The sequence below is a fragment of the Erwinia pyri genome, from assembly GCF_030758455.1.
GTDB classification, from domain to species: Bacteria; Pseudomonadota; Gammaproteobacteria; order Enterobacterales; family Enterobacteriaceae; genus Erwinia; species Erwinia pyri.
Genome location: NZ_CP132353.1, coordinates 1,389,583 through 1,408,632, shown reverse-complemented (window position 1 = coordinate 1,408,632; position 19,050 = coordinate 1,389,583). Strand labels below are relative to the sequence as shown.

At 54.4% G+C, this 19,050-nt stretch carries 19 protein-coding genes; 4 read left to right on the top strand and 15 right to left on the bottom strand.

Annotated features, from left to right (window positions below):
* Window positions 1-11 precede the first annotated feature (11 nt).
* Window positions 12-506, bottom strand: a complete 495-nt coding sequence (locus tag Q3V30_RS06660; RefSeq protein ID WP_306213113.1) for a YfbU family protein — start codon at window positions 504-506, stop codon at window positions 12-14.
* Window positions 507-658: 152 nt separating this feature from the next.
* On the bottom strand, window positions 659-1,111 hold the full coding sequence (gene yfbV, locus Q3V30_RS06655) for a terminus macrodomain insulation protein YfbV (RefSeq protein WP_306211570.1): 453 nt from the start codon (window positions 1,109-1,111) through the stop codon (window positions 659-661).
* 332 nt (window positions 1,112-1,443) lie between these two features.
* Between yfbV and ackA the strand changes: the two genes are divergently transcribed.
* The 3 genes from ackA to Q3V30_RS06640 all read left to right on the top strand — a co-directional run bounded on the left by ackA (window position 1,444) and on the right by Q3V30_RS06640 (window position 6,227).
* Window positions 1,444-2,646 carry an acetate kinase gene (gene ackA, locus Q3V30_RS06650; protein WP_306211567.1) on the top strand — a complete coding sequence of 401 codons (1,203 nt, stop codon included), beginning with the start codon at window positions 1,444-1,446 and terminating at the stop codon, window positions 2,644-2,646.
* 102 nt (window positions 2,647-2,748) lie between these two features.
* Window positions 2,749-4,893 carry a phosphate acetyltransferase gene (gene pta / locus Q3V30_RS06645; RefSeq protein ID WP_306211564.1) on the top strand — a complete coding sequence of 715 codons (2,145 nt, stop codon included), beginning with the start codon at window positions 2,749-2,751 and terminating at the stop codon, window positions 4,891-4,893.
* Window positions 4,894-5,234: 341 nt separating this feature from the next.
* A complete protein-coding gene (locus tag Q3V30_RS06640) occupies window positions 5,235-6,227 on the top strand; it encodes a TIGR04086 family membrane protein (RefSeq protein ID WP_306211561.1) in 993 nt (330 codons plus the stop codon).
* Between the two features lie 119 nt (window positions 6,228-6,346).
* Here Q3V30_RS06640 and yfcD read toward each other — a convergent pair whose 3' ends face one another.
* The gene (gene yfcD / locus Q3V30_RS06635; RefSeq protein ID WP_306211559.1) at window positions 6,347-6,889 is read right to left on the bottom strand and encodes an NUDIX hydrolase YfcD; all 543 of its coding nucleotides are present in this window, start codon (window positions 6,887-6,889) and stop codon (window positions 6,347-6,349) included.
* 96 nt (window positions 6,890-6,985) lie between these two features.
* The gene (yfcF, locus tag Q3V30_RS06630; RefSeq protein ID WP_306211558.1) at window positions 6,986-7,630 is read right to left on the bottom strand and encodes a glutathione transferase; all 645 of its coding nucleotides are present in this window, start codon (window positions 7,628-7,630) and stop codon (window positions 6,986-6,988) included.
* 131 nt (window positions 7,631-7,761) lie between these two features.
* On the opposite strand from yfcF, the gene Q3V30_RS06625 reads away from it, so the two are divergent.
* Window positions 7,762-8,655: a TIGR01777 family oxidoreductase gene (locus Q3V30_RS06625; RefSeq protein WP_306211556.1), complete on the top strand. Its 894-nt coding sequence runs from the start codon at window positions 7,762-7,764 to the stop codon at window positions 8,653-8,655.
* Between the two features lie 93 nt (window positions 8,656-8,748).
* On the opposite strand, the gene hisP is transcribed toward Q3V30_RS06625, so the two are convergent.
* From hisP to Q3V30_RS06570, 11 genes are all read right to left on the bottom strand, one after another.
* On the bottom strand, window positions 8,749-9,522 hold the full coding sequence (hisP, locus tag Q3V30_RS06620; RefSeq protein ID WP_306211554.1) for a histidine ABC transporter ATP-binding protein HisP: 774 nt from the start codon (window positions 9,520-9,522) through the stop codon (window positions 8,749-8,751).
* Between the two features lie 7 nt (window positions 9,523-9,529).
* A complete protein-coding gene (locus tag Q3V30_RS06615) occupies window positions 9,530-10,246 on the bottom strand; it encodes an ABC transporter permease (protein WP_306211552.1) in 717 nt (238 codons plus the stop codon).
* Window positions 10,243-10,929, bottom strand: a complete 687-nt coding sequence (locus Q3V30_RS06610) for a histidine ABC transporter permease HisQ (RefSeq protein WP_306211550.1) — start codon at window positions 10,927-10,929, stop codon at window positions 10,243-10,245. The genes Q3V30_RS06615 and Q3V30_RS06610 overlap by 4 nt, the downstream gene beginning before the upstream one ends.
* A 103-nt stretch (window positions 10,930-11,032) precedes the next feature.
* The gene (gene argT / locus Q3V30_RS06605) at window positions 11,033-11,815 is read right to left on the bottom strand and encodes a lysine/arginine/ornithine ABC transporter substrate-binding protein ArgT (RefSeq protein ID WP_306211548.1); all 783 of its coding nucleotides are present in this window, start codon (window positions 11,813-11,815) and stop codon (window positions 11,033-11,035) included.
* Between the two features lie 283 nt (window positions 11,816-12,098).
* Window positions 12,099-12,668: a UbiX family flavin prenyltransferase gene (locus Q3V30_RS06600; RefSeq protein ID WP_306211546.1), complete on the bottom strand. Its 570-nt coding sequence runs from the start codon at window positions 12,666-12,668 to the stop codon at window positions 12,099-12,101.
* A 105-nt stretch (window positions 12,669-12,773) separates the two neighbouring features.
* Window positions 12,774-14,291, bottom strand: coding sequence for an amidophosphoribosyltransferase (purF, locus tag Q3V30_RS06595; RefSeq protein ID WP_306211544.1), 1,518 nt, complete (start codon window positions 14,289-14,291; stop codon window positions 12,774-12,776).
* A gap of 36 nt (window positions 14,292-14,327) precedes the next feature.
* On the bottom strand, window positions 14,328-14,813 hold the full coding sequence (cvpA, locus tag Q3V30_RS06590) for a colicin V production protein (RefSeq protein ID WP_306211542.1): 486 nt from the start codon (window positions 14,811-14,813) through the stop codon (window positions 14,328-14,330).
* 457 nt (window positions 14,814-15,270) lie between these two features.
* Window positions 15,271-15,996, bottom strand: a complete 726-nt coding sequence (dedD, locus tag Q3V30_RS06585; RefSeq protein ID WP_306211539.1) for a cell division protein DedD — start codon at window positions 15,994-15,996, stop codon at window positions 15,271-15,273.
* A complete protein-coding gene (gene folC, locus Q3V30_RS06580) occupies window positions 15,986-17,248 on the bottom strand; it encodes a bifunctional tetrahydrofolate synthase/dihydrofolate synthase (protein ID WP_306211537.1) in 1,263 nt (420 codons plus the stop codon). Before folC ends, dedD begins: the two co-directional genes overlap by 11 nt.
* A 64-nt stretch (window positions 17,249-17,312) precedes the next feature.
* Window positions 17,313-18,224 (bottom strand): acetyl-CoA carboxylase, carboxyltransferase subunit beta, encoded by a 912-nt coding sequence (gene accD, locus Q3V30_RS06575; RefSeq protein WP_306211535.1) that lies wholly within the window; start codon window positions 18,222-18,224, stop codon window positions 17,313-17,315.
* Window positions 18,225-18,371: 147 nt separating this feature from the next.
* Complete coding sequence (locus Q3V30_RS06570) at window positions 18,372-19,034, bottom strand: DedA family protein (protein WP_306211533.1); 663 nt, start codon at window positions 19,032-19,034, stop codon at window positions 18,372-18,374.
* Window positions 19,035-19,050 lie beyond the last annotated feature (16 nt).

The following is a 19,050-nucleotide window of genomic DNA, read 5'->3' as shown; positions in this document are numbered from 1 at the left end:
GCTTTTCCTTATCAGGCGTTGATGATTTGCGCGATCTCATTCGCACTCAAATGGTACTGCCTTGGACAAGTGTGCCACACAGTGAGCATGCGTTGATACTTTTCCCACATCGGGGTTTGCGCATTAAACCCGTGGGTGCCGGAATCAAAATGGGTATAGCGCCCTTCCACATTCACCATAAACCGCACGTAGCCAAGGTAACGCGCTTCCGTTGCCGCATCAAAGCCCAGAAAGGCCAGCCGACGCTCCTCCAGCGAGGAGATATCTTTCAGATTTGTCCAGGACACGTGCAGCGCATGGTGCATTTCCATGATGTCGATAATTGTGCGGCATACCGCCTCGTTCAGTTCGCCGAACTCGCGGTCGAGCTCCCGCATTTGCAAGCCGTAACCGCGCTCAATAATGGTTTGCTGACGACGATAGCGCTCCGCATTATCGGGATCGAGCATTGTCATCATTTTGTATTGATTAGAGAGGATCAAACGCTGCGCATTGGTCATTTCCATCATTCACTCCTGTGCCACGCCGGGCAAAACAAATGGGAAGGGGATGACTGAGGATCGCATAACCCGCTAAAGGGCGGTACGGCAAGCGGAGGCTTCTTTGATCCAGACCGGGTTTTTCCCCTGTAAAAGCAGAGAAAAGCTGGTCCGGGCAGTTAAAGATCGTCGAGGAAGGTTTTGTCCAGCTGCTTAAAGGCACGTTTAAGCACGTCGGCCAGGGACTGATAGGTCGGCTTTCCTTCCACTGGCGCTATCGCCTGGCCAGCGGCCTGGAGTTTTTCGCGCACTTCATGGAACCAGTTCAGCAGCGTGGGCGGCAGTGGCGTTATGGAACGCTTGCCCAACCACCATAACCCCTGCATTGGCAGGCTGCAGGCGAACAGAGCCGTAGCCACCGCCGGGCCTAATTGCCCGCCCAGCGCAATTTGCCAGGTCATGGCGAACACCGCCAGCGGCGGCATAAACCGGATGGCAAAACGCGTAGCGCGTGCGACCCGATTCTCCGGGAACATGGGTGCCAGACGCTTATCGACAGGCCATGTCTTCATATAATGCTGTCCCCGCTGGAACAGTTTAAACCAACCGACAGAGCCGGATTCATTAGCCATGGCTGACCTCAACTTCGGAGATAAAAAATAAACAAAACGTACAACTCAACAACTTTACATGATGTCTTTCAAAATATTTTGTCTTTACGCGGCGCACTGGTTATCCTGTGCGCGTTTGTTGAAGGGCTGTTACAGGGTTGCTATCACTCTGCATGCAGAACCCTCAGCATCCGATAACAATTCAAAAAATCACGTAAGATTTATCAAGTTTTTTTGCTTTCAGACAAAATTTGCCTTGAGCATGACGTTCATCATTAATGTACCAGCTTTCATGCGCTACGCTGATAGTCTGTTGAGTTTTATTTCGCCACCTTTAACCAATAGGACCTTCCATGTCGAGTAAGTTAGTCTTGGTTCTGAACTGCGGCAGTTCTTCCCTGAAGTTCGCCATCATCGATCCGGCAAATGGCGAAGAATACCTCTCCGGTTTAGCCGAATGTTTCCACCTGCCTGAAGCGCGTATCAAGTGGAAAATGAAAGGGGCTAAACACGAAGAGGCATTAGGTGCCGGCGCTGCGCACAGCGAAGCCCTCAATTTCATCGTTAAAACTATTCTGGCACAAAAACCAGAGCTGTCTGCATTAATCACTGCAATTGGTCATCGCATCGTTCATGGCGGTGAAAAGCTGACCCAGTCTGTGGTTATCGATCAGGATGTCATTCAGGGCATCAAAGACGCCTCCTCTTTTGCCCCGCTGCACAACCCTGCGCACCTGATCGGGATTGAGGAAGCGATGAAAAACTTCCCGCATCTTTCTGATAAGAATGTGGCGGTTTTCGACACTGCTTTCCATCAGACAATGCCGGAAGAGTCCTACCTTTACGCCCTGCCCTACGCGTTGTACCGCGAGCATGGCGTGCGCCGTTATGGCGCACACGGTACCAGCCACTTCTATGTAACCCACGAAGCGGCAAAAGTACTGAACAAGCCGGTGGAAGAGCTGAATATCATTACCTGCCACCTGGGCAACGGCGGCTCCGTAGCGGCTATCCGCAACGGCGTCTGTGTGGATACCTCCATGGGTCTGACCCCGCTGGAAGGTCTGGTCATGGGCACCCGTTCAGGCGATATCGACCCGGCGGTGGTCTTCTTCCTGCATGACACCCTGGGCATGAGCGTGGATGCCATCAACAAGCTGCTGACTAAAGAGTCTGGCCTGTTGGGTCTGACCGGCGTCACCAGTGACTGTCGCTATGTGGAAGATAACTACACCACAAAAGAAGATGCCAAACGCGCGATGGACGTTTACTGCCACCGCCTGGCAAAATATATCGGTTCTTACACCGCGCTGATGGACGGCCGGCTGGATGCGGTGATCTTCACCGGCGGCATCGGGGAAAATGCGGCGATGGTTCGCGAACTCTCCCTGGGCAGACTGGCGCTGCTGGGCTTTGAAGTGGATCACGAGCGCAACCTGGCGGCCCGCTTCGGTAAATCGGGCTTTATCAATAAAGAAGGCACTCGCCCGGCTCTGGTTATCCCAACCAATGAAGAGCTGGTTATTGCCCAGGACGCCAGCCGTCTCACTGCTTAAGCCCTTCCCTCTCCGTCAGCTCAGGCTGGCGGAGTTGTTTTGACATCACCAACCTGGACTCAACACGCTTCAGCCTGAAAGAGTCTATTCGAGAGGTTTATTGTGTCTCGTACCATTATGCTAATTCCTACCGGCACCAGCGTCGGTTTAACCAGTGTCAGCCTCGGTGTGATCCGCGCGATGGAACGCAAAGGCGTGCGCCTCAGCGTCTTCAAACCTATCGCCCAGCCGCGCAGCGGCGAAAACGCCCCTGACCAGACCACCACCATCATTCGTAAAAACTCCTCCATTCCTGCCGCCGAGCCGCTGCAGATGAGCCGTGTGGAGTCGCTGCTGGGTTCAAATCAGCAGGACGTGCTGATGGAAGAGATTATTGCGCGCTACCACGAGAACACCAAAGATGCTGAAGTGGTGCTGGTAGAGGGCCTGGTGCCGACCCGCAAACATCAGTTTGCCTCTGCGCTGAACTATGAGATTGCCAAAACGCTGAATGCGGAGATCGTCTTTGTGATGTCGCTGGGCAATGACTCGCCTGCCCAGTTGAAAGAGCGGATTGAGCTGACGCAAAGCAGCTTTGGCGGCAGCAAAAACAAAAATATCACTGGCGTGATCATCAACAAACTCAACGCGCCGGTTGACGATCAGGGACGTACGCGTCCGGATCTGTCAGAGATATTTGATGACTCTAACAAGGCCAGCGTCGCGAATATCGACCCTAAACAGCTCTTCGCCAACAGCCCGCTGCCGGTGCTGGGTTGCGTCCCCTGGAGCTTTGACCTGATTGCGACCCGCGCTATTGATATGTGCCGCCATCTGAATGCGGAGATTATCAATGAGGGCGATATTGCTACTCGCCGCGTGAAGTCTGTAACCTTCTGCGCACGCAGCATCCCTCATATGCTGGAACACTTCCGTCCTGGCTCTTTGCTGGTGACCTCTGCCGATCGCCCGGACGTGCTGGTGGCCGCCTGTCTGGCTGCGATGAACGGCGTGGAAATTGGTGCCGTACTGCTGACCGGTGGTTACCAGATTGATGCCCCTATTCGCAAACTGTGTGAGCGTGCGTTTGCCACAGGTCTGCCTATCTTTATGGTGAACACCAACACCTGGCAGACCTCGCTGAGCCTGCAGAGCTTCAATCTGGAAGTGCCAAGCGACGATACGCAACGCGTTGAGCGTGTGCAGGAGTATGTCGCCAGCCATATCGATCCGGAGTGGATTGAATCGTTGACCGCCGCTTCAGACCGTAGCCGTCGCCTCTCTCCGCCAGCGTTCCGTTACCAGCTCACCGAGCTGGCGCGTAAAGCGGGCAAACGCATTGTGCTGCCGGAAGGTGACGAACCGCGTACCGTTAAAGCCGCCGCTATCTGTGCCGAGCGCGGTATCGCAACTTGTATCCTGCTGGGGAACCCGGAAGAGATCCAACGTGTTGCCGCGGTACAGGGCGTGGAGCTGGGTAAAGGGATTGAAATTGTGGACCCGGAAGTGGTGCGCGAAAATTACGTTGCCCGTCTGGTTGAACTGCGTAAAAGCAAAGGCATGACCGAAGTGGTGGCGCAGGAACAGCTGGAAGATAACGTTATGCTGGGCACCATGATGCTGGAGCGTGGCGAAGTCGACGGACTTGTCTCCGGCGCGGTTCACACCACGGCGAACACTATTCGTCCTCCGTTACAGTTGATTAAAACGGCACCAAACAGCTCTCTGGTTTCCTCCGTATTCTTCATGCTGCTGCCAGAGCAGGTGCTGGTCTATGGCGACTGCGCCATTAACCCGGATCCTAACCCTGAGCAACTGGCGGAAATTGCCATTCAGTCTGCCGACTCTGCGCTCGCCTTTGGTATTGAACCTCGCGTGGCGATGATCTCCTACTCCACCGGCAACTCCGGCGCGGGTAGCGATGTGGAAAAAGTGCGCGAGGCGACCCGCATCGCCCAGGAAAAACGTCCGGATCTGGTTATCGATGGACCTCTGCAGTATGACGCTGCGATTATGGCAGACGTGGCCAAATCGAAAGCGCCAAATTCCCCTGTAGCGGGCCGTGCCACCGTGTTCATCTTCCCAGACCTGAACACCGGCAACACGACTTACAAAGCCGTACAGCGTTCTGCAGACCTGATCTCTATCGGGCCGATGCTGCAGGGAATGCGTAAGCCGGTAAACGACCTCTCTCGCGGTGCTCTGGTGGATGATATTGTCTACACCATCGCTCTTACCGCCATTCAGTCCAAGCAGGCTGAAGGCTAACCGCAGTTTCCGCTGGATCTGATAAAAGCGAATCGCGAGATTCGCTTTTTTTATGCCCTCAGCGGTTAAAAAAGTCTCTCTTCGCCATAATTTTTACTTTCCCCCTCAGTTTGCCTGCCGAATGAATAAATAGCCGCAATGATTGTGCTGAAAATCAGGCAGATTTTCAGAGTTAATCTGCTGAAAATTAAGAGAAGGTAATAGAATTGATTATTTTTTTTGGCTTAAATGGCGTGCCAAGACTAGTCTTACACAGGCAAGGTTCATTTATCATAAAATGTTTTCGATAATCATAATGCCTGAAGGTAGCCGCTAATAATCAGGCCAAGGGAGAGATTCAAATGAGCGACAACACTATTCATCCGGTTTACAGCGAAGTTAATAATGGCGTTCCACTGAAGCGTATTTCATGGAGCGCTGTCTTTGCTGGCGTAATACTTTCAACCGTTATTTATCTGCTGCTATCCATTTTGGGTACGGCAATCGGCGCGACCACCATTGACCCATTGAAAGAGCAGAATCCACTTGATGGTTTAGGGACGGGCGCTGCAGTCTGGACCGGATTAAGCATGTTGATCTCCGTTGGCGCAGGCGCTTTCATCACCGGCCGACTGGCGCAGCGTGAAGGGGCATTACATGGCATATTGATGTGGGCCGTAAATACGCTGCTTTGTCTGTGGATTGCGGTGATGGTAATAAGCAGTGCCGTGAGCGGAACGGCCAGCGTAATTGGTTCGGGCTTCAGCATGCTGGGCAACGGTATATCAGCAGCGGCACCAACGCTTGCTAATACCGCGAAACAGAAGCTGCAGGAGAATAATATCGACCTGGGCAATATGCAGAGCGAGCTTGAAAAAACGCTGCAACAAACGGGTAAACCTGAGCTGCAGCCGCAAAACCTGCAGAACGACGCAAATAAAGAAGCGGATAATGCTCAGAATCAGGCGCAAAATACCGCTAATCATCCGCAAACTGCCGACACTGATTTAGCCAGCTGGTTCAGCGGTGTTATTCAGCGTAACCAGGATACTCTTCAGGCAGCCGATCTGGATGCCCTGAAAAATATCATTAAAGCGCGTACCGGTAAGAGCGATCAGGAAGTCGATCAGATTGTTGCCCAGACGCAAAAAAGCTATGAGCAGGCACGTCAGAAATATGAGCAGCTGAAAGCTGATGCTGAGAAAAAAGCACGTGAAGCGGCGGAACAGGCTGCAGCAGCAACGGCTAAGGCGAGCTGGATGGCGCTGGTTGTCCTGCTGATTGAGGCTGTTCTCGCTGGGGTACTGGGTAAAATGGGCCGTAAAACGCAGCCACATCAGGTTGCGGTTCGTTAACTTATCCGGGCACTCACCTGACAGAGTCAGGTGAGGCTCCTGCTGAACAGAGTCATTACAAATCAGCAAAAAAATGGGACGAAGCGATTCGTCCCATTCTCTTTTTTTGCCGCCTCCGGTCAGGCAGAGGAGGTATCCGCGCTGGCGCGCCTGGACTCATTGTTGCGGCTGAGCCACAGTGAAAGCGCCTTCAGCGAATCATCCGTAAATTCATCACAGCGAGCGGTGATCTCTTCCGGCGTCATCCAGAATATCTCATCCACTTCCGCTTCCTGCATGGCAAAGGGACCGTGGGAGACGCAGCTGAACAATCCGCCCCAGACACGGCAGTGCTGATCTTCAAAATAGAACAGGCCATGTTCGGCAAACGGCACGGCAGCGATGCCAAGCTCCTCTTCCGCTTCACGACGAGCCGACTCCAGCATCTCCTCCCCGCTCTGCACCACGCCACCGGCGGTGGCATCCAGCATGCCGGGCATGAAATCTTTGCTTTCGGTGCGGCGCTGAACCAGAATTTTACCCATCCCATCGTGAACCACGATGTAGGTCGCGCGATGGCGCAAACATTGTGCCCGCATTTGCGCGCGGCTGGACTGTGCAACGACCTCGTTATCTTCGTTAACGATATCCACCCATTCCGTGCCGCTCTCTTGCTCCACCATCCGTAACCCTTATTTGTTCTGGCGCTTCAGCGCTCGTTGACTCTTGCCCGCACAGTTTGCCACGGACAGCCGGTAAATTATAATCCACATGTGTCATTAACAGGCGGTCTTGGAGGATTCCGACAGCCAGAGTTGCACAGAGGCGCGCTGCCACTGAAAATGGGCATAATCCGCGATTTGTTCAGGTACCTCGTCACCATGTAAGGCCAGCCGGTTGATCATCACCGCCAGGTCAGTATCGGCAATCGACCACTCGCCAAAGAGGTTCTGCTGCCCCTCTTTCAGTAACTGTCCCACGCCGTCAAACAGTTTTCTGGCAGCCGCCTCTCCCGCTTCACTTAATGGCGCGTACTTTTCGCCGGCAAACAGCACCTCCGTCGGACGCTCCTGGCGCAGCGGCATAAAGTCACTGCGTAACCAGGCCTGAATTTCACGCGCTTTGGCCCGCTTTTCCCTGTCACGGGGATAGAGCCGCTCATATTCGGGCGCAGGAAAGCGCTCTTCCAGATATTCGGCAATGGCGGAAGATTCAGAGAGCAGGAAATCGTCAACCTGCAGGGTTGGCACCCGGCGGGTCAGCGAAATTTCACCGTAAGCCTGTTGCAGATGCTGCTGGCTGGCAAGATCGACACGCTGTAGTGAAAAAGGCACTCCTTTCTCGCTCAACGCCACAAAGACGGACATCACATAGGGGCTAAAAAAACAGGCATCGGACCACAGCATCACGTTTGGGTAGTTCATCCTGATATCCTTACAAGGCGTTGTCTGCCTCTTGTTTACCGATTTTTCAGCAGAAAGGCAATCCCCCAAACTTCACCTAAGCTGAAAGCAGGCTGTTGGTATTTTTACTTCTCTGATTAAGGACAGACAGCATGCATATTTTACTCACAGGCGGCACAGGCCTGATTGGCAGCCAGCTTATCCCACGCCTACTGGAACGGGGCGACCAGGTCAGCGTCGTTACCCGCGATGTGGCGGCGGCGCGCAGCAAATTTGGCGACAGGGTTAACCTCTGGTCAGGGCTGAATCAGCAACGCAATCTGAATGAGATCGACGCCGTTATCAACCTGGCAGGGGAACCCATTGCTGACAAACGCTGGACGGAAAAGCAGAAAAGTCTGCTGTGCGAGAGCCGCTGGCAAATGACCGAGCGTCTGGCGACGTTAATCAATGCCAGTTCCACGCCACCCTCGGTGCTGATTTCCGGTTCAGCCACCGGATTTTACGGGGACGCGGGCGATGTGATCCTCACAGAAGAGGATCCGGGACATGAGGAGTTTACCCACCAGCTTTGTGCACACTGGGAGAAACTGGCCCTGGCGGCGCAAAGCGAACAGACGCGGGTTTGCCTGCTGCGTACCGGCGTGGTGTTAGCCAGGGAGGGAGGCGCGCTGAGCAAGATGAAACTGCCCTTTAAAATGGGCATTGGCGGGCCGATTGGCAGCGGCAAGCAGTATATGCCCTGGATCCATCTGGATGACATGCTGAACGCCATCCTGTGGCTGCTGGATAACCCAACGTTGCAGGGGCCATTTAATATGGTTGCGCCTTATGCGGTGCGCAATGAACAGTTTGCCGCCATGCTGGGACAGGCTATGCACCGCCCGGCCTTTATGCGCACCCCTGCCGCCGCCATTAAAGTGATGATGGGGGAATCCGCCGTACTGGTTCTGGGTGGTCAACACGTGCTGCCTAAGCGGCTGGAGGAGTCAGGATTTAAGTTCCGCTGGTATCAGCTGGATGAGGCGTTAAAAGAAGTAGTGTAGCACCTGTAAAACAGCTGCTGCCGAGCCGGTTACAGAAGGTTGCTGCTATAAGGCGTGCCGGGTTTTCCCTCAGCACGCCTTATGTCGCTGTGACTACTTCAACGCGCCAGAGAGGAACTGCTGCAGACGGGTGCTTTTGGGATTATTAAACACCTCTTGCGGCGGCCCCTCTTCCTCAATCTTGCCCTGATGCAGAAAGATCACATGGCTGGAAACGTGGCGGGCAAACTCCATTTCGTGCGTTACCACCACCATGGTTTTGCCCTCTTCCGCCAGCTTCTGCATGATTTTCAGCACTTCGCCCACCAGTTCAGGGTCAAGCGCCGAGGTAGGCTCATCAAACAGCAGCACCTCCGGCTCCATCGCCAGCGCCCGGGCAATGGAAACGCGCTGCTGCTGACCGCCGGAGAGGTTAACCGGGTATTTCCCCCTGGCGCGCTCATCGATCCCCACTTTATCAAGGTATCTGATGGCTCGCGACTGCGCTTCCGCTTTGCTTAACCCCAGAACCTGAATCGGTGCTTCCATCACGTTCTGCAGCACCGTCATATGGCTCCAGAGATTAAAGTGCTGAAACACCATCGTCAGGCTGGTACGCAATTCGCGCAGCTGCTCTTTGTCAGAGACTTTCAGCTGACCGTCGGTGTCCCGTACCAGATTGATCATGTGATTATTGACGGAAATAGTGCCTTCGCTTGGCTTCTCCAGAAAGTTAATGCAGCGCAGAAAAGTACTTTTCCCGGAGCCGGATGAGCCGATAATACTGATGACATCACCGGCATTTGCCTGCAGTGATACGCCCTTCAGCACCTCATGCTCGCCATAACGTTTATGCAGTTCAGTTACGTTTAATTTGTTGTCGGCCATAGTTCACTCAATGGGTCGATGAGGGTTTAACGTGCTTCAGCCAGCGTTGCTCCGCCTTGCGGAACAGACTAATCAACACATAGGAGATAATCAGATAGAGCAGCGCAGCGATACCGAAGGCGATAAACGGCTGATAGGTTGCCGAGTTTATGTCGCGGGCGACCTTGAGCAGGTCGGGCACCGTGGCGGTAAAAGCGAGCGCCGTAGAGTGCAGCATCAGGATCACTTCATTGCTGTAGGCCGGGAGTGCCGTCCGCAGAGCTGAAGGCATGATGATGCAGCGGTAGAGCTTAAATGTGGAGAAGCCGTAAGCGCGTGCCGCCTCAATTTCCCCATGCGGAACGGCGCGGATAGCCCCGGCAAAGATTTCCGTGGTGTAGGCACAGGTGTTTAAGGTCAGCGCCAGCAATGTACAGTTCAGGCCGCTTCGGAAGAAAGCATTCAGCAGATCGTTGCCTTTGACCACTTCCAGCGTGTACATGCCGGAGTAGAAGATCAGCAGCTGCACATAGAGCGGCGTACCGCGAAAAACGTAGGTGAACAGCCACACTGGAAAACGCACGGCGGTGATGGAGGAGACGCGAGCTATAGAGAGCAGTACCGCCAGGCAGCCGCCCAGCACCACCGAGATAATCAGCAGCCAGAGCGTAATGGCCACGCCGGAGAAACGGTAGCCGTCGCTCCACAGCAGGGCTTTCCAGTATTCCTGAATAATATCGATCATAAGTCAGCCCTTCTCACACCCACCGAATAACGGCGTTCAAGCCACAACAGGACGCCGTTGGAGAGCGTGGTAAAGACCAGGTAAATTATCCCGGCCACAATAGCAAAGTAGAACGGCTGCCAGGTACTTTTCCCCGCCAGCTGCGTCGCCTTAACCACATCTTCCAGCCCCAGTAAAGAGACCAGCGCGGTCGCCTTGAGGATCACCTGCCAGTTGTTGCCGATGCCCGGCAGCGCAAAGCGCATCATGCCCGGGAAAAGTATGCGGCGGAAGATCTGGGAGGAGGTGAAGCCGAAGGCGGTTGCAGCTTCAATTTGCCCTTTCGGCACGGCCATATAGGCACCGCGGAAAGTTTCAGTGAAGTAAGCGCCATAGATAAAGCCGAGAGTGATGATGCCGGCAACCATCGGATCAATATCGAACTGATCGACGCCCAGCAGATCGGTGAGCTGATTCAGGGCTATCTGCAGGCCATAGAAAATCAGCAGCATCAGCACCAGGTCGGGTACGCCACGAATAAGGGTGGTGTAACCTTCGAAAATCATCCGTAACGGACGGTTGTGGGAGAGTTTGGCCCCTGCGCCAATCAGTCCAAGGATAACGGAGAGCAGCACGGAACTCAGAGCCAGTTCCAGCGTGACCAACGCCCCTTTTAAAATTACTTCCGAATAGCCATACAGCATAATGATGTCCTGTCTTTGGATTAACTTCGTGTTTTATCCGCCCGTGGCGTACAAAACGGGGGTCGCCGTCTGCAGACAGGCTGACCCCCATGACAGGTTTTACTTAACCGCCGTACACGTCAAAGTCGAAATACTTTTTAGCTAATTTGTCGTAGGTGCCATCTTTGCGCATTGAATCAAACGCTTTATCAATGGCCGCTTTCAGGTCAGCATCATCTTTACGCATGCCCATACCGGTACCCACACCGAAGATTTTTTCATCTTTCACCGCCGGGCCAGCAAACGCATACTCTTTACCGGCAGGCTGCTTCAGGAAGCCTTCGCTGGCGGCGACCTCATCCTGGAAGGCAGCATCGATACGGCCAGCCGTCAGATCCTGATAAACCAGATCCTGGTTAGCGTAAGGGGTAATGGTGATGCCTTTTGGACGCCAGTTTTGGTTGGCATAGGTTTCCTGGGTGGTGCCCTGCAGCAGGCCGATGGTTTTGCCTTTCAGCGAATCCAGCGTCGGCATGATTTTAGAGCCTTTCGGCGCGATCAGACGGGCGTTAGCTGCATAGAGTTTTTCCGAGAAGGCGATCTCCTGCTGACGCTTTTCAGTGATAGAGAGCGAAGAGATGATGGCATCAATTTTTTTCGCTTTCAGTGAGGGGATCAAAGCATCGAAATCACTTTCCACATAGGTACATTTGGTCTCGATACGTTTACAGATCTCATTCGCCAGATCGATATCGAAGCCAACCAGTTGCCCCTGAGCATTTTTAGATTCAAAAGGCGCATAAGTTGGATCGGTGCCGATACGCAGCGTTTTCGGCACGGCAGCAAAGGCGCTACCTGCTGAAGAGAGAGCCAGCAGCAGAGAAAGAGCCAGGACCTGCTTTTTCATAAATTACCCTCGAGTATGGTTTTTATTATCTCAGTCGTGATGTTGTTAGCGCAGTAAAAGCAATTGTCTTTTGCAGATTTCATGCCAATTTTGCCGGGCTTTGCCCCATCGCTGCGCAATCCCCGCATTACGCCTTGTGACGAGGCAAATAAGGGGAATCCAGGGAAATTTATAACAGGTTTGTAACCTTTCGGGGAATGCAATGATGCATTTTGGTGCACTGAATGCCCAAAAAGCGATTCAGCACCAACAAACGCACTGTTTCAGTGCGTTTATTTGCGGATTATGCACCCTGCCAGCGCGTAAAAAGATCTTTATCGAGGGCGATATCAAACTGATCGAGGACACGGTTTACCGTCTGATCAACGATATCCATGATGCTTTCGGGCCGGTGGTAAAACGCCGGCACCGGCGGCATGATAATCGCGCCCAGTTCAGCGGCGGTGGTCATCATACGCAGATGGCCGAGATGGAGCGGCGTTTCACGTACGCAGAGCACCAGACGGCGGCGCTCTTTCAGCACCACGTCGGCAGCGCGCGTCAGCAGACCATCGGTATAACTGTGCACAATACCGGAGAGGGTTTTCATCGAACAGGGCAGGATAATCATCCCGTCCGTTTTGAAGGAGCCGGAAGAGATGCTGGCGGCAATATCCCGCACGTCGTGCACCACATCGGCCATCGCCTGGACATCCCGCACGGAGTAATCGCTCTCCAGCGCCAGTGTCTGACGGGCAGCCTGACTCATCACCAGATGGGTTTCCACCTCGTTTACCTGCTGCAAAATCTGCAGCGCACGTACGCCATAGATGACGCCGCTGGCACCGGAGATGCCAATAATGAGTCGTTTCATAATAATCCTGCGAAGTTAGAGAGCTGAGTATGACATGGCGGGCCAAAAAAGAAATGGGCCGGAATCGCTTCCGGCCCATCTGACCTGCCTGCAGAACTCAGGGTATTAGCCTTCGTTGTGCATTTCCAGGTTTTCTACTTCGTTCTGACGCGCCATCGCTTTGGCATCATCATTACGCAGCGACTGGAGGTACTCCAGATATTGCTGATCGACATCTTTGGTGACGTAGATACCGTTGAACACCGAGCATTCGAACTGCACGATATCGGGGTTCTCCTCTTTCACCGCTTCAATCAGATCGTTCAGATCCTGGAAGATCAGGCCATCGGCGCCGATCAGCTGACGGATCTCTTCCACTTCGCGACCATGAGCAATCAGCTCCGTGGCGCTTGGCATATCGATGCCGTAAACGTTAGGGAAACGGATTTCCGGTGCTGCGGAAGCCAGATAGACTTTCTTCGCTCCGGCTTCACGTGCCATCTCGATGATCTGTTCGCAGGTGGTGCCGCGCACGATAGAATCATCCACCAGCAGCACGTTTTTACCACGGAACTCGGCACGGTTAGCGTTAAGCTTGCGGCGAACCGCGCTGCGGCGCTGGTGCTGGCCCGGCATGATAAAGGTACGGCCTACGTAACGGTTTTTCACAAACCCCTGACGATAAGGCTTGTCCAGGATGCGTGCCATCTCCAGCGCGATATCGCAGGAGGTTTCCGGAATAGGAATGACCACATCAATATCCAGGTCTTCCCACTCGCGGGCAATTTTCTCGCCCAGCTTGGTACCCATGCGAACGCGGGCGCTGTAGACGGAAATTTTGTCCAGGAAAGAGTCCGGGCGGGCAAAGTAGACATACTCGAACAGGCATGGGTTGAATTTAGGGTTCTCAGCGCACTGACGGGTAAACAGCTGCCCTTTTTCAGTGACGTAGACCGCTTCGCCTGGCGCAACGTCGCGCAAGAATTCAAAGCCCAGCGTATCCAGCGCCACGCTCTCAGACGCCACCATATATTCGCTGCGGCCATCTTTCATGCCGCGCTTGCCAATCACCAACGGACGGATGCCGTTAGGATCGCGGAACGCCACCAGACCATGGCCGATAATCATCGCCACGCAGGCATAGGCACCGCGGACATGTTGATGAACGGCAGCCACTGCAGCAAAAATGTTATCCGCTTCAAGCGGGTAATGCTGAAAACGATCCAGCTCAACCGCGAAGATATTCAGCAGGATTTCAGAATCTGACGTGGTGTTGACGTGACGACGACCGCTTTCAAACAGCTGCTTACGCAGCTCGTGCGCGTTGGTCAGATTACCGTTATGCGCGAGCGTAATGCCATAAGGCGAGTTCACGTAGAAGGGCTGCGCTTCAGAAGCGCTGGAGCTTCCGGCCGTTGGGTAACGGACGTGGCCGATCCCCATATTGCCCTGCAGACGCTGCATATGGCGGGCTTCAAATACATCGCTAACCAGACCGTTTGCTTTACGCAGGCGGAAGCAATTCAATGCATCAATGGTAACGATGCCTGCGGCATCCTGCCCACGGTGCTGGAGCACCGTTAACGCGTCATAAATCGACTGGTTGACCGGCATGAATCCGGCGATCCCGACAATACCGCACATGTGGTTATTTCCTCATAAGCCGCAACCCCGGTTCTATTACCGGGGCAAAAAACTCGACGTACTTTTCAGGTAGTCAAAAAACCACCTGATGACGTAACTGAACTGGGGAACCAGCTGGGACTGTTGCCAGTCCGGGCTTTTGGAAAAGCCGGTGAATGTATCGAGGAAAAACAGAATGGCTGAAACAATCAGCACGCCACGTAAAGCCCCGAAACAGACGCCCAACACTCTGTCAGTACCTGACAGGCCGGTTTTTTCAACCAGCGAACCAATGACGTAATTGACGATTGCCCCGACTAACAGCGTGGCCACGAACAACACCCCAATGGCGATTCCATTTCGAACCAGTTCGTCTTCAAACCCTGTGAACCAGACGGCTAAGTAAGAGTAGTAATGACTGGCGACAAAAAATGCGCAACCCCAGGTAACGAGGGATAATGCTTCCCGAACGAACCCCCGGATCAGGCTGACAAGAGCCGAAAAACCAATAACCGCAATAATGACGTAATCTATCCAGACCATGAACTCTTCCAGCGACTGTGCCCCTAAGGTCGCATCCCTCTGTTGCACGTGGTGCCGCCGCGCAACAGAGGGATGCGACCTATAGTTCGGGGCGAATTCTAACAGAAAAAGAAAACGTTTGCGTAGCGTTTTCCTTTACCAGTTTATTTAAAGACGGGCGTTAAAAAAACCAGCAAGAATGCCTGCTGGCGGCCTTCCTCGCCTGGCGGAAGAGCGGACGGTGCAATATTTTGATTTGCTTCAGGTAACGCCCGCCCGCAACAGGATGCTCTGGGGCGGAAACCTACCCTTTAAGGTTATAAATAAGGCAGAGACTCTTACACTAATAGCCACAGGCTTACGTTTTGCGGGTGGAAAAGTCACCCGCTGTAGCGAAACCTGAGCAGGACGTTACGGTGATGCGCCGCGCCGGATCGCTCCCTCTCTGCAGGGTAAACGATCCGGCCCTGTTCAGCTGCTAACGCGCGCTGTAAGGCTTCACGACTCCACCTAAGCCAGAAATGCTCTTAAGCTCACCTACCGCCGCCTGCATCTTCGCTTTCGACGCATCCGGCCCGACGTAAATGCGGGTTATCTGTCCCTGAACCGGCGTGGAAGGCACGGTAAAGGCGCGATAGCCAGAGAGACGCAGCTGCGCCACCACTTCATTTACCTTGCTGGCATTTTTCAGTGCACCAAGCTGCACAACCCAGGCCTGACCGCCCGGTGCTTCTGACTGCGGAGCAGGCTCTGCAGGCTGAGGTGCCGGAGCAGGTTCAGGCTTCGGCTCTGGTTTAGGTTCTGGCTTCGGCTGGGGCTTGGGTTTTTCAACCGGTTTCGGTTTAGGCTTCTCAACCGGCTTAGGCACAGGCTTAGACTCGACCACCGGCGGCGGCGCGACCACGCTGGGTTGATTGTGGGACTGCGGTGCCGTGGAGCCACTTTCAGCCTGAGAACTGTTGCCGCTGTTTTGACCCACAACCGCGGTTCCCGCGCCTTCCGGCGGCTGCGTCGGTAAAGGCTGCGTTACCGGCGGCACCAGATCGTTTTCCTGCTGGTCACCTGGTTTCGGCACCAGTGGAATGGCCGCGAATTCTTCTTTGTAATGCTTTTTCTTGCCGTCGAGCAGGCCCGGCAAAACGATCACGCCAAGTGCTACGATAATGACGGTCCCGACTAAACGGTTTTGAAACTTACTGGCCACTGCCGTTCTCCGCTTCCCTCGTTTCCATTACGTGCGCTACGGTGTGGAAAGAGCCACACACCAGCACAATATCCTGCTCTGCCGCCTGCTGAAGCGCGTAATGATACGCCTCAGCCACGCTGGCAAAGGTCTGAGCCTGCGGCAAACAGGCCTTAAGCTGCTCAGCGCTGGCACCGCGCGGCCCTTCCAGCGGCGCGCAATACCATTCATCCACTTCCGGTGCCAGCGAGGCCAGCGTACCGGCAATATCTTTATCGTGCAGCATGCCGACCACGGCGTGAACTTTGCCGGTTTTCGACAGTTCGCTCAGGCGTCCGGCCAGATAAGCGGCCGCATGAGGGTTGTGTGCCACATCCAGAATCACACGGGGTGAGTCCGCTACCGTCTGGAAACGGCCGGGCAAAATGGCCTTATCCAGCCACTGGTAAATGATTTCTTTATCGACGCTGAGAGGTGATGCGCGCAAAGCAGCCAGCGCAGTAGCAGCATTGGGCAGCGGTACCTGCGGCAGCGGCAACGCTTTCAGCGAGCCATGCGCATCGGTAAATGACCAGCTACCGTCAGCCACCGCATAAGACCACTCCCTGTCGCGCTTAAGCAGCTGTGCGCCCAGCGCATCGGCTACCTCCGCAATACTTTGCGGCATATCCGGCTCGCCAACTACGGCCGGTTTTCCGGCACGGAACACGCCCGCTTTTTCACGGCCAATGCTTTCGCGATCGGGGCCCAGCCAGTCGGTATGATCCAGCGCAATGCTGGTTACCACGGCCACGTCGGCATCAACAATGTTAGTGGCATCCAGACGCCCGCCCAGGCCAACTTCCAGGATAACCACATCGAGCCTGGCGCGTTTGAACAGCCACAGCGCAGAGAGGGTGCCAAATTCAAAATAGGTCAGCGAGGTTTCGCCACGTCCGGCGTTGATATCCGCAAACGAGGCGGTGTGATCCGCTTCCGGCAGCTCCTCTCCCTGAATGCGGACCCGCTCGGTGTACCGCAGCAGATGTGGTGAGCTGAAGACGCCCACGCGATAGCCTGCGGCAATCAGCAGCGTTTCCAGCGTCCGGCAGGTGGTGCCTTTGCCGTTGGTACCTGCAACAGTAAATACAACGGGGGCTGGGGTTAACAGGTCGAGCGAAGCAGCCACGCGTTGGACGCGTGCCAGCCCGAGTTCGATAGCTTGAGTATGGAGATTCTCAAGATAATGAAGCCACGTGACCAGAGGCGACGTGGCTTGAGGAAGTTTATCCATGTGTCCCGTTCAATGTCGTACGGTTCATTGGTAAAAGGGGCTCAGCGCCCCTTTCCATCGGCAGTCAGGCCTCTGGGCTCTGCGGCGCATCCTCAACAACCTCTTTCACAAGGTCTTCCTGCGGTGCGGGCAGATTCATCATTTTAGCCAGAATGCTTGCCAGCTTAAAGCGCATCACCGGACGGCGAATAATCATATCGATTGCGCCTTTCTCAATCAAAAACTCACTGCGCTGGAAGCCCGGCGGCAGTTTTTCACGCACCGTCTGTTCAATAACGCGTGGGCCGGCAAAGCCGATCAGCGCTTTGGGTTCCGCAATGTTCAGATCGCCCAGCATGGCGAAGCTGGCAGAGACGCCGCCCATGGTAGGGTCAGTCAGCACGGAGATATAAGGCAGTCCGCGCTCCTGCATTTTTGCCAGCGCAGCGCTGGTTTTCGCCATCTGCATCAGCGACATTAGCGCTTCCTGCATACGGGCGCCGCCCGAGGCGGAGAAGCAGATCATGGGGCAGTTATCTTCCAGCGCCTGCTCAACGGCACGCACAAAGCGTGCGCCAACCACAGACCCCATTGATCCACCCATAAAGGCGAACTCGAAGGCGGCGGCCACAACAGGCATGCCGTGCAGGGTTCCCTTCATCACGATCAGCGCGTCTTTTTCGTCGGTCTCTTTCTGAGCGGCGACCAGACGATCTTTATACTTCTTGGAATCCTTGAACTTGAGCAGATCTTTTGGTTCCAGCTCGCTGCCCAGTTCCACCATCGACCCTTCGTCCAGCACGCTGTGCAGACGGTCGCGACCATGCATACGCATGTGGTGGTCGCATTTCGGGCAAACTTCAAGATTACGTTCCAGCTCGGCGCGGTACAGAACCTGGCCGCAACTGTCGCACTTGGTCCAGACCCCTTCCGGAATACTGGCTTTGCGCGAGGGGGTGATGGTGCTCTTATTGAGAATTCGTTCAATCCAGCTCATTGATGACCTTTCTGTTTGAACCTGGTGAAACCAGTTTTCTTTTTTCCACGCCGCGCGGCAGCGCAGACCATAATGTCGCTCATTAAACCATAACCGCCCGATGCTGTGGATAAAAATCTGGTCACCGGACGGCAGTTTAGCGATGTATTACTGCGATTTTTGCTGACGTGCAGCGCGACGATGGCGCCAGACCTCAATCACGCCCGGCAGTACCGACAGCACGATGATGGCCACGATCAGCAGCTTCAGATTCTCCTGCACGGCTGGCATATTGCCAAAGAAATAGCCTGCGTAGGAGAACAGCAGCACCCACAGCAACCCGCCCGAGATGTTGTAAAGGGCAAAGTGGCGGTAGGACATTTTTCCCATACCGGCGACAAACGGCGCAAAGGTCCGGACGATCGGCACGAAGCGCGCAAGAATAATCATTTTCCCGCCGTGACGCTCGTAAAATTGATGGGTTTTCTCCAGGTGGCTGCGACGGAAGATCTTTGAGTTCGGGTTGCTGAACAATTTGTCGCCAAACAGCCGACCAATCGTGTAGTTCACCGCATCGCCCACAATCGCGGCTACCGACATCAGGGCCACCATCATATGGATGTTGAGATCGTTAGTGGGTAACGCTGCCAGCGCGCCAGCGACGAAAAGCAGAGAGTCCCCTGGCAGGAAAGGCGTGACCACCAGACCTGTTTCACAAAACAGGATCAGGAACAGAATGGCATACACCCACATACCATACTGCGCCACCAGTTCCGCCAGATGAACATCGATATGCAGGATGAAATCGACAACAAAATGAATCAGTTCCATACACGTTTCCTTAATT

Bases quoted from the DNA above. Each gene is read 5' to 3' on its own strand.
- Q3V30_RS06640 (WP_306211561.1), top strand. From the start codon at position 5,235: ATGAGCGACAACACTATTCATCCGGTTTACAGCGAAGTTAATAATGGC.
- Q3V30_RS06600 (WP_306211546.1), bottom strand. From the start codon at position 12,668: ATGAAACGACTCATTATTGGCATCTCCGGTGCCAGCGGCGTCATCTAT.
- yfbV (WP_306211570.1), bottom strand. From the start codon at position 1,111: ATGGCTAATGAATCCGGCTCTGTCGGTTGGTTTAAACTGTTCCAGCGG.
- hisP (WP_306211554.1), bottom strand. From the start codon at position 9,522: ATGGCCGACAACAAATTAAACGTAACTGAACTGCATAAACGTTATGGC.
- Q3V30_RS06570 (WP_306211533.1), bottom strand. From the start codon at position 19,034: ATGGAACTGATTCATTTTGTTGTCGATTTCATCCTGCATATCGATGTT.
- folC (WP_306211537.1), bottom strand. From the start codon at position 17,248: ATGGATAAACTTCCTCAAGCCACGTCGCCTCTGGTCACGTGGCTTCAT.
- ackA (WP_306211567.1), top strand. From the start codon at position 1,444: ATGTCGAGTAAGTTAGTCTTGGTTCTGAACTGCGGCAGTTCTTCCCTG.
- Q3V30_RS06615 (WP_306211552.1), bottom strand. From the start codon at position 10,246: ATGATCGATATTATTCAGGAATACTGGAAAGCCCTGCTGTGGAGCGAC.
- purF (WP_306211544.1), bottom strand. From the start codon at position 14,291: ATGTGCGGTATTGTCGGGATCGCCGGATTCATGCCGGTCAACCAGTCG.
- Q3V30_RS06660 (WP_306213113.1), bottom strand. From the start codon at position 506: ATGGAAATGACCAATGCGCAGCGTTTGATCCTCTCTAATCAATACAAA.
- Q3V30_RS06625 (WP_306211556.1), top strand. From the start codon at position 7,762: ATGCATATTTTACTCACAGGCGGCACAGGCCTGATTGGCAGCCAGCTT.
- cvpA (WP_306211542.1), bottom strand. From the start codon at position 14,813: ATGGTCTGGATAGATTACGTCATTATTGCGGTTATTGGTTTTTCGGCT.
- Q3V30_RS06610 (WP_306211550.1), bottom strand. From the start codon at position 10,929: ATGCTGTATGGCTATTCGGAAGTAATTTTAAAAGGGGCGTTGGTCACG.
- argT (WP_306211548.1), bottom strand. From the start codon at position 11,815: ATGAAAAAGCAGGTCCTGGCTCTTTCTCTGCTGCTGGCTCTCTCTTCA.
- yfcD (WP_306211559.1), bottom strand. From the start codon at position 6,889: ATGGTGGAGCAAGAGAGCGGCACGGAATGGGTGGATATCGTTAACGAA.
- yfcF (WP_306211558.1), bottom strand. From the start codon at position 7,630: ATGAACTACCCAAACGTGATGCTGTGGTCCGATGCCTGTTTTTTTAGC.
- accD (WP_306211535.1), bottom strand. From the start codon at position 18,224: ATGAGCTGGATTGAACGAATTCTCAATAAGAGCACCATCACCCCCTCG.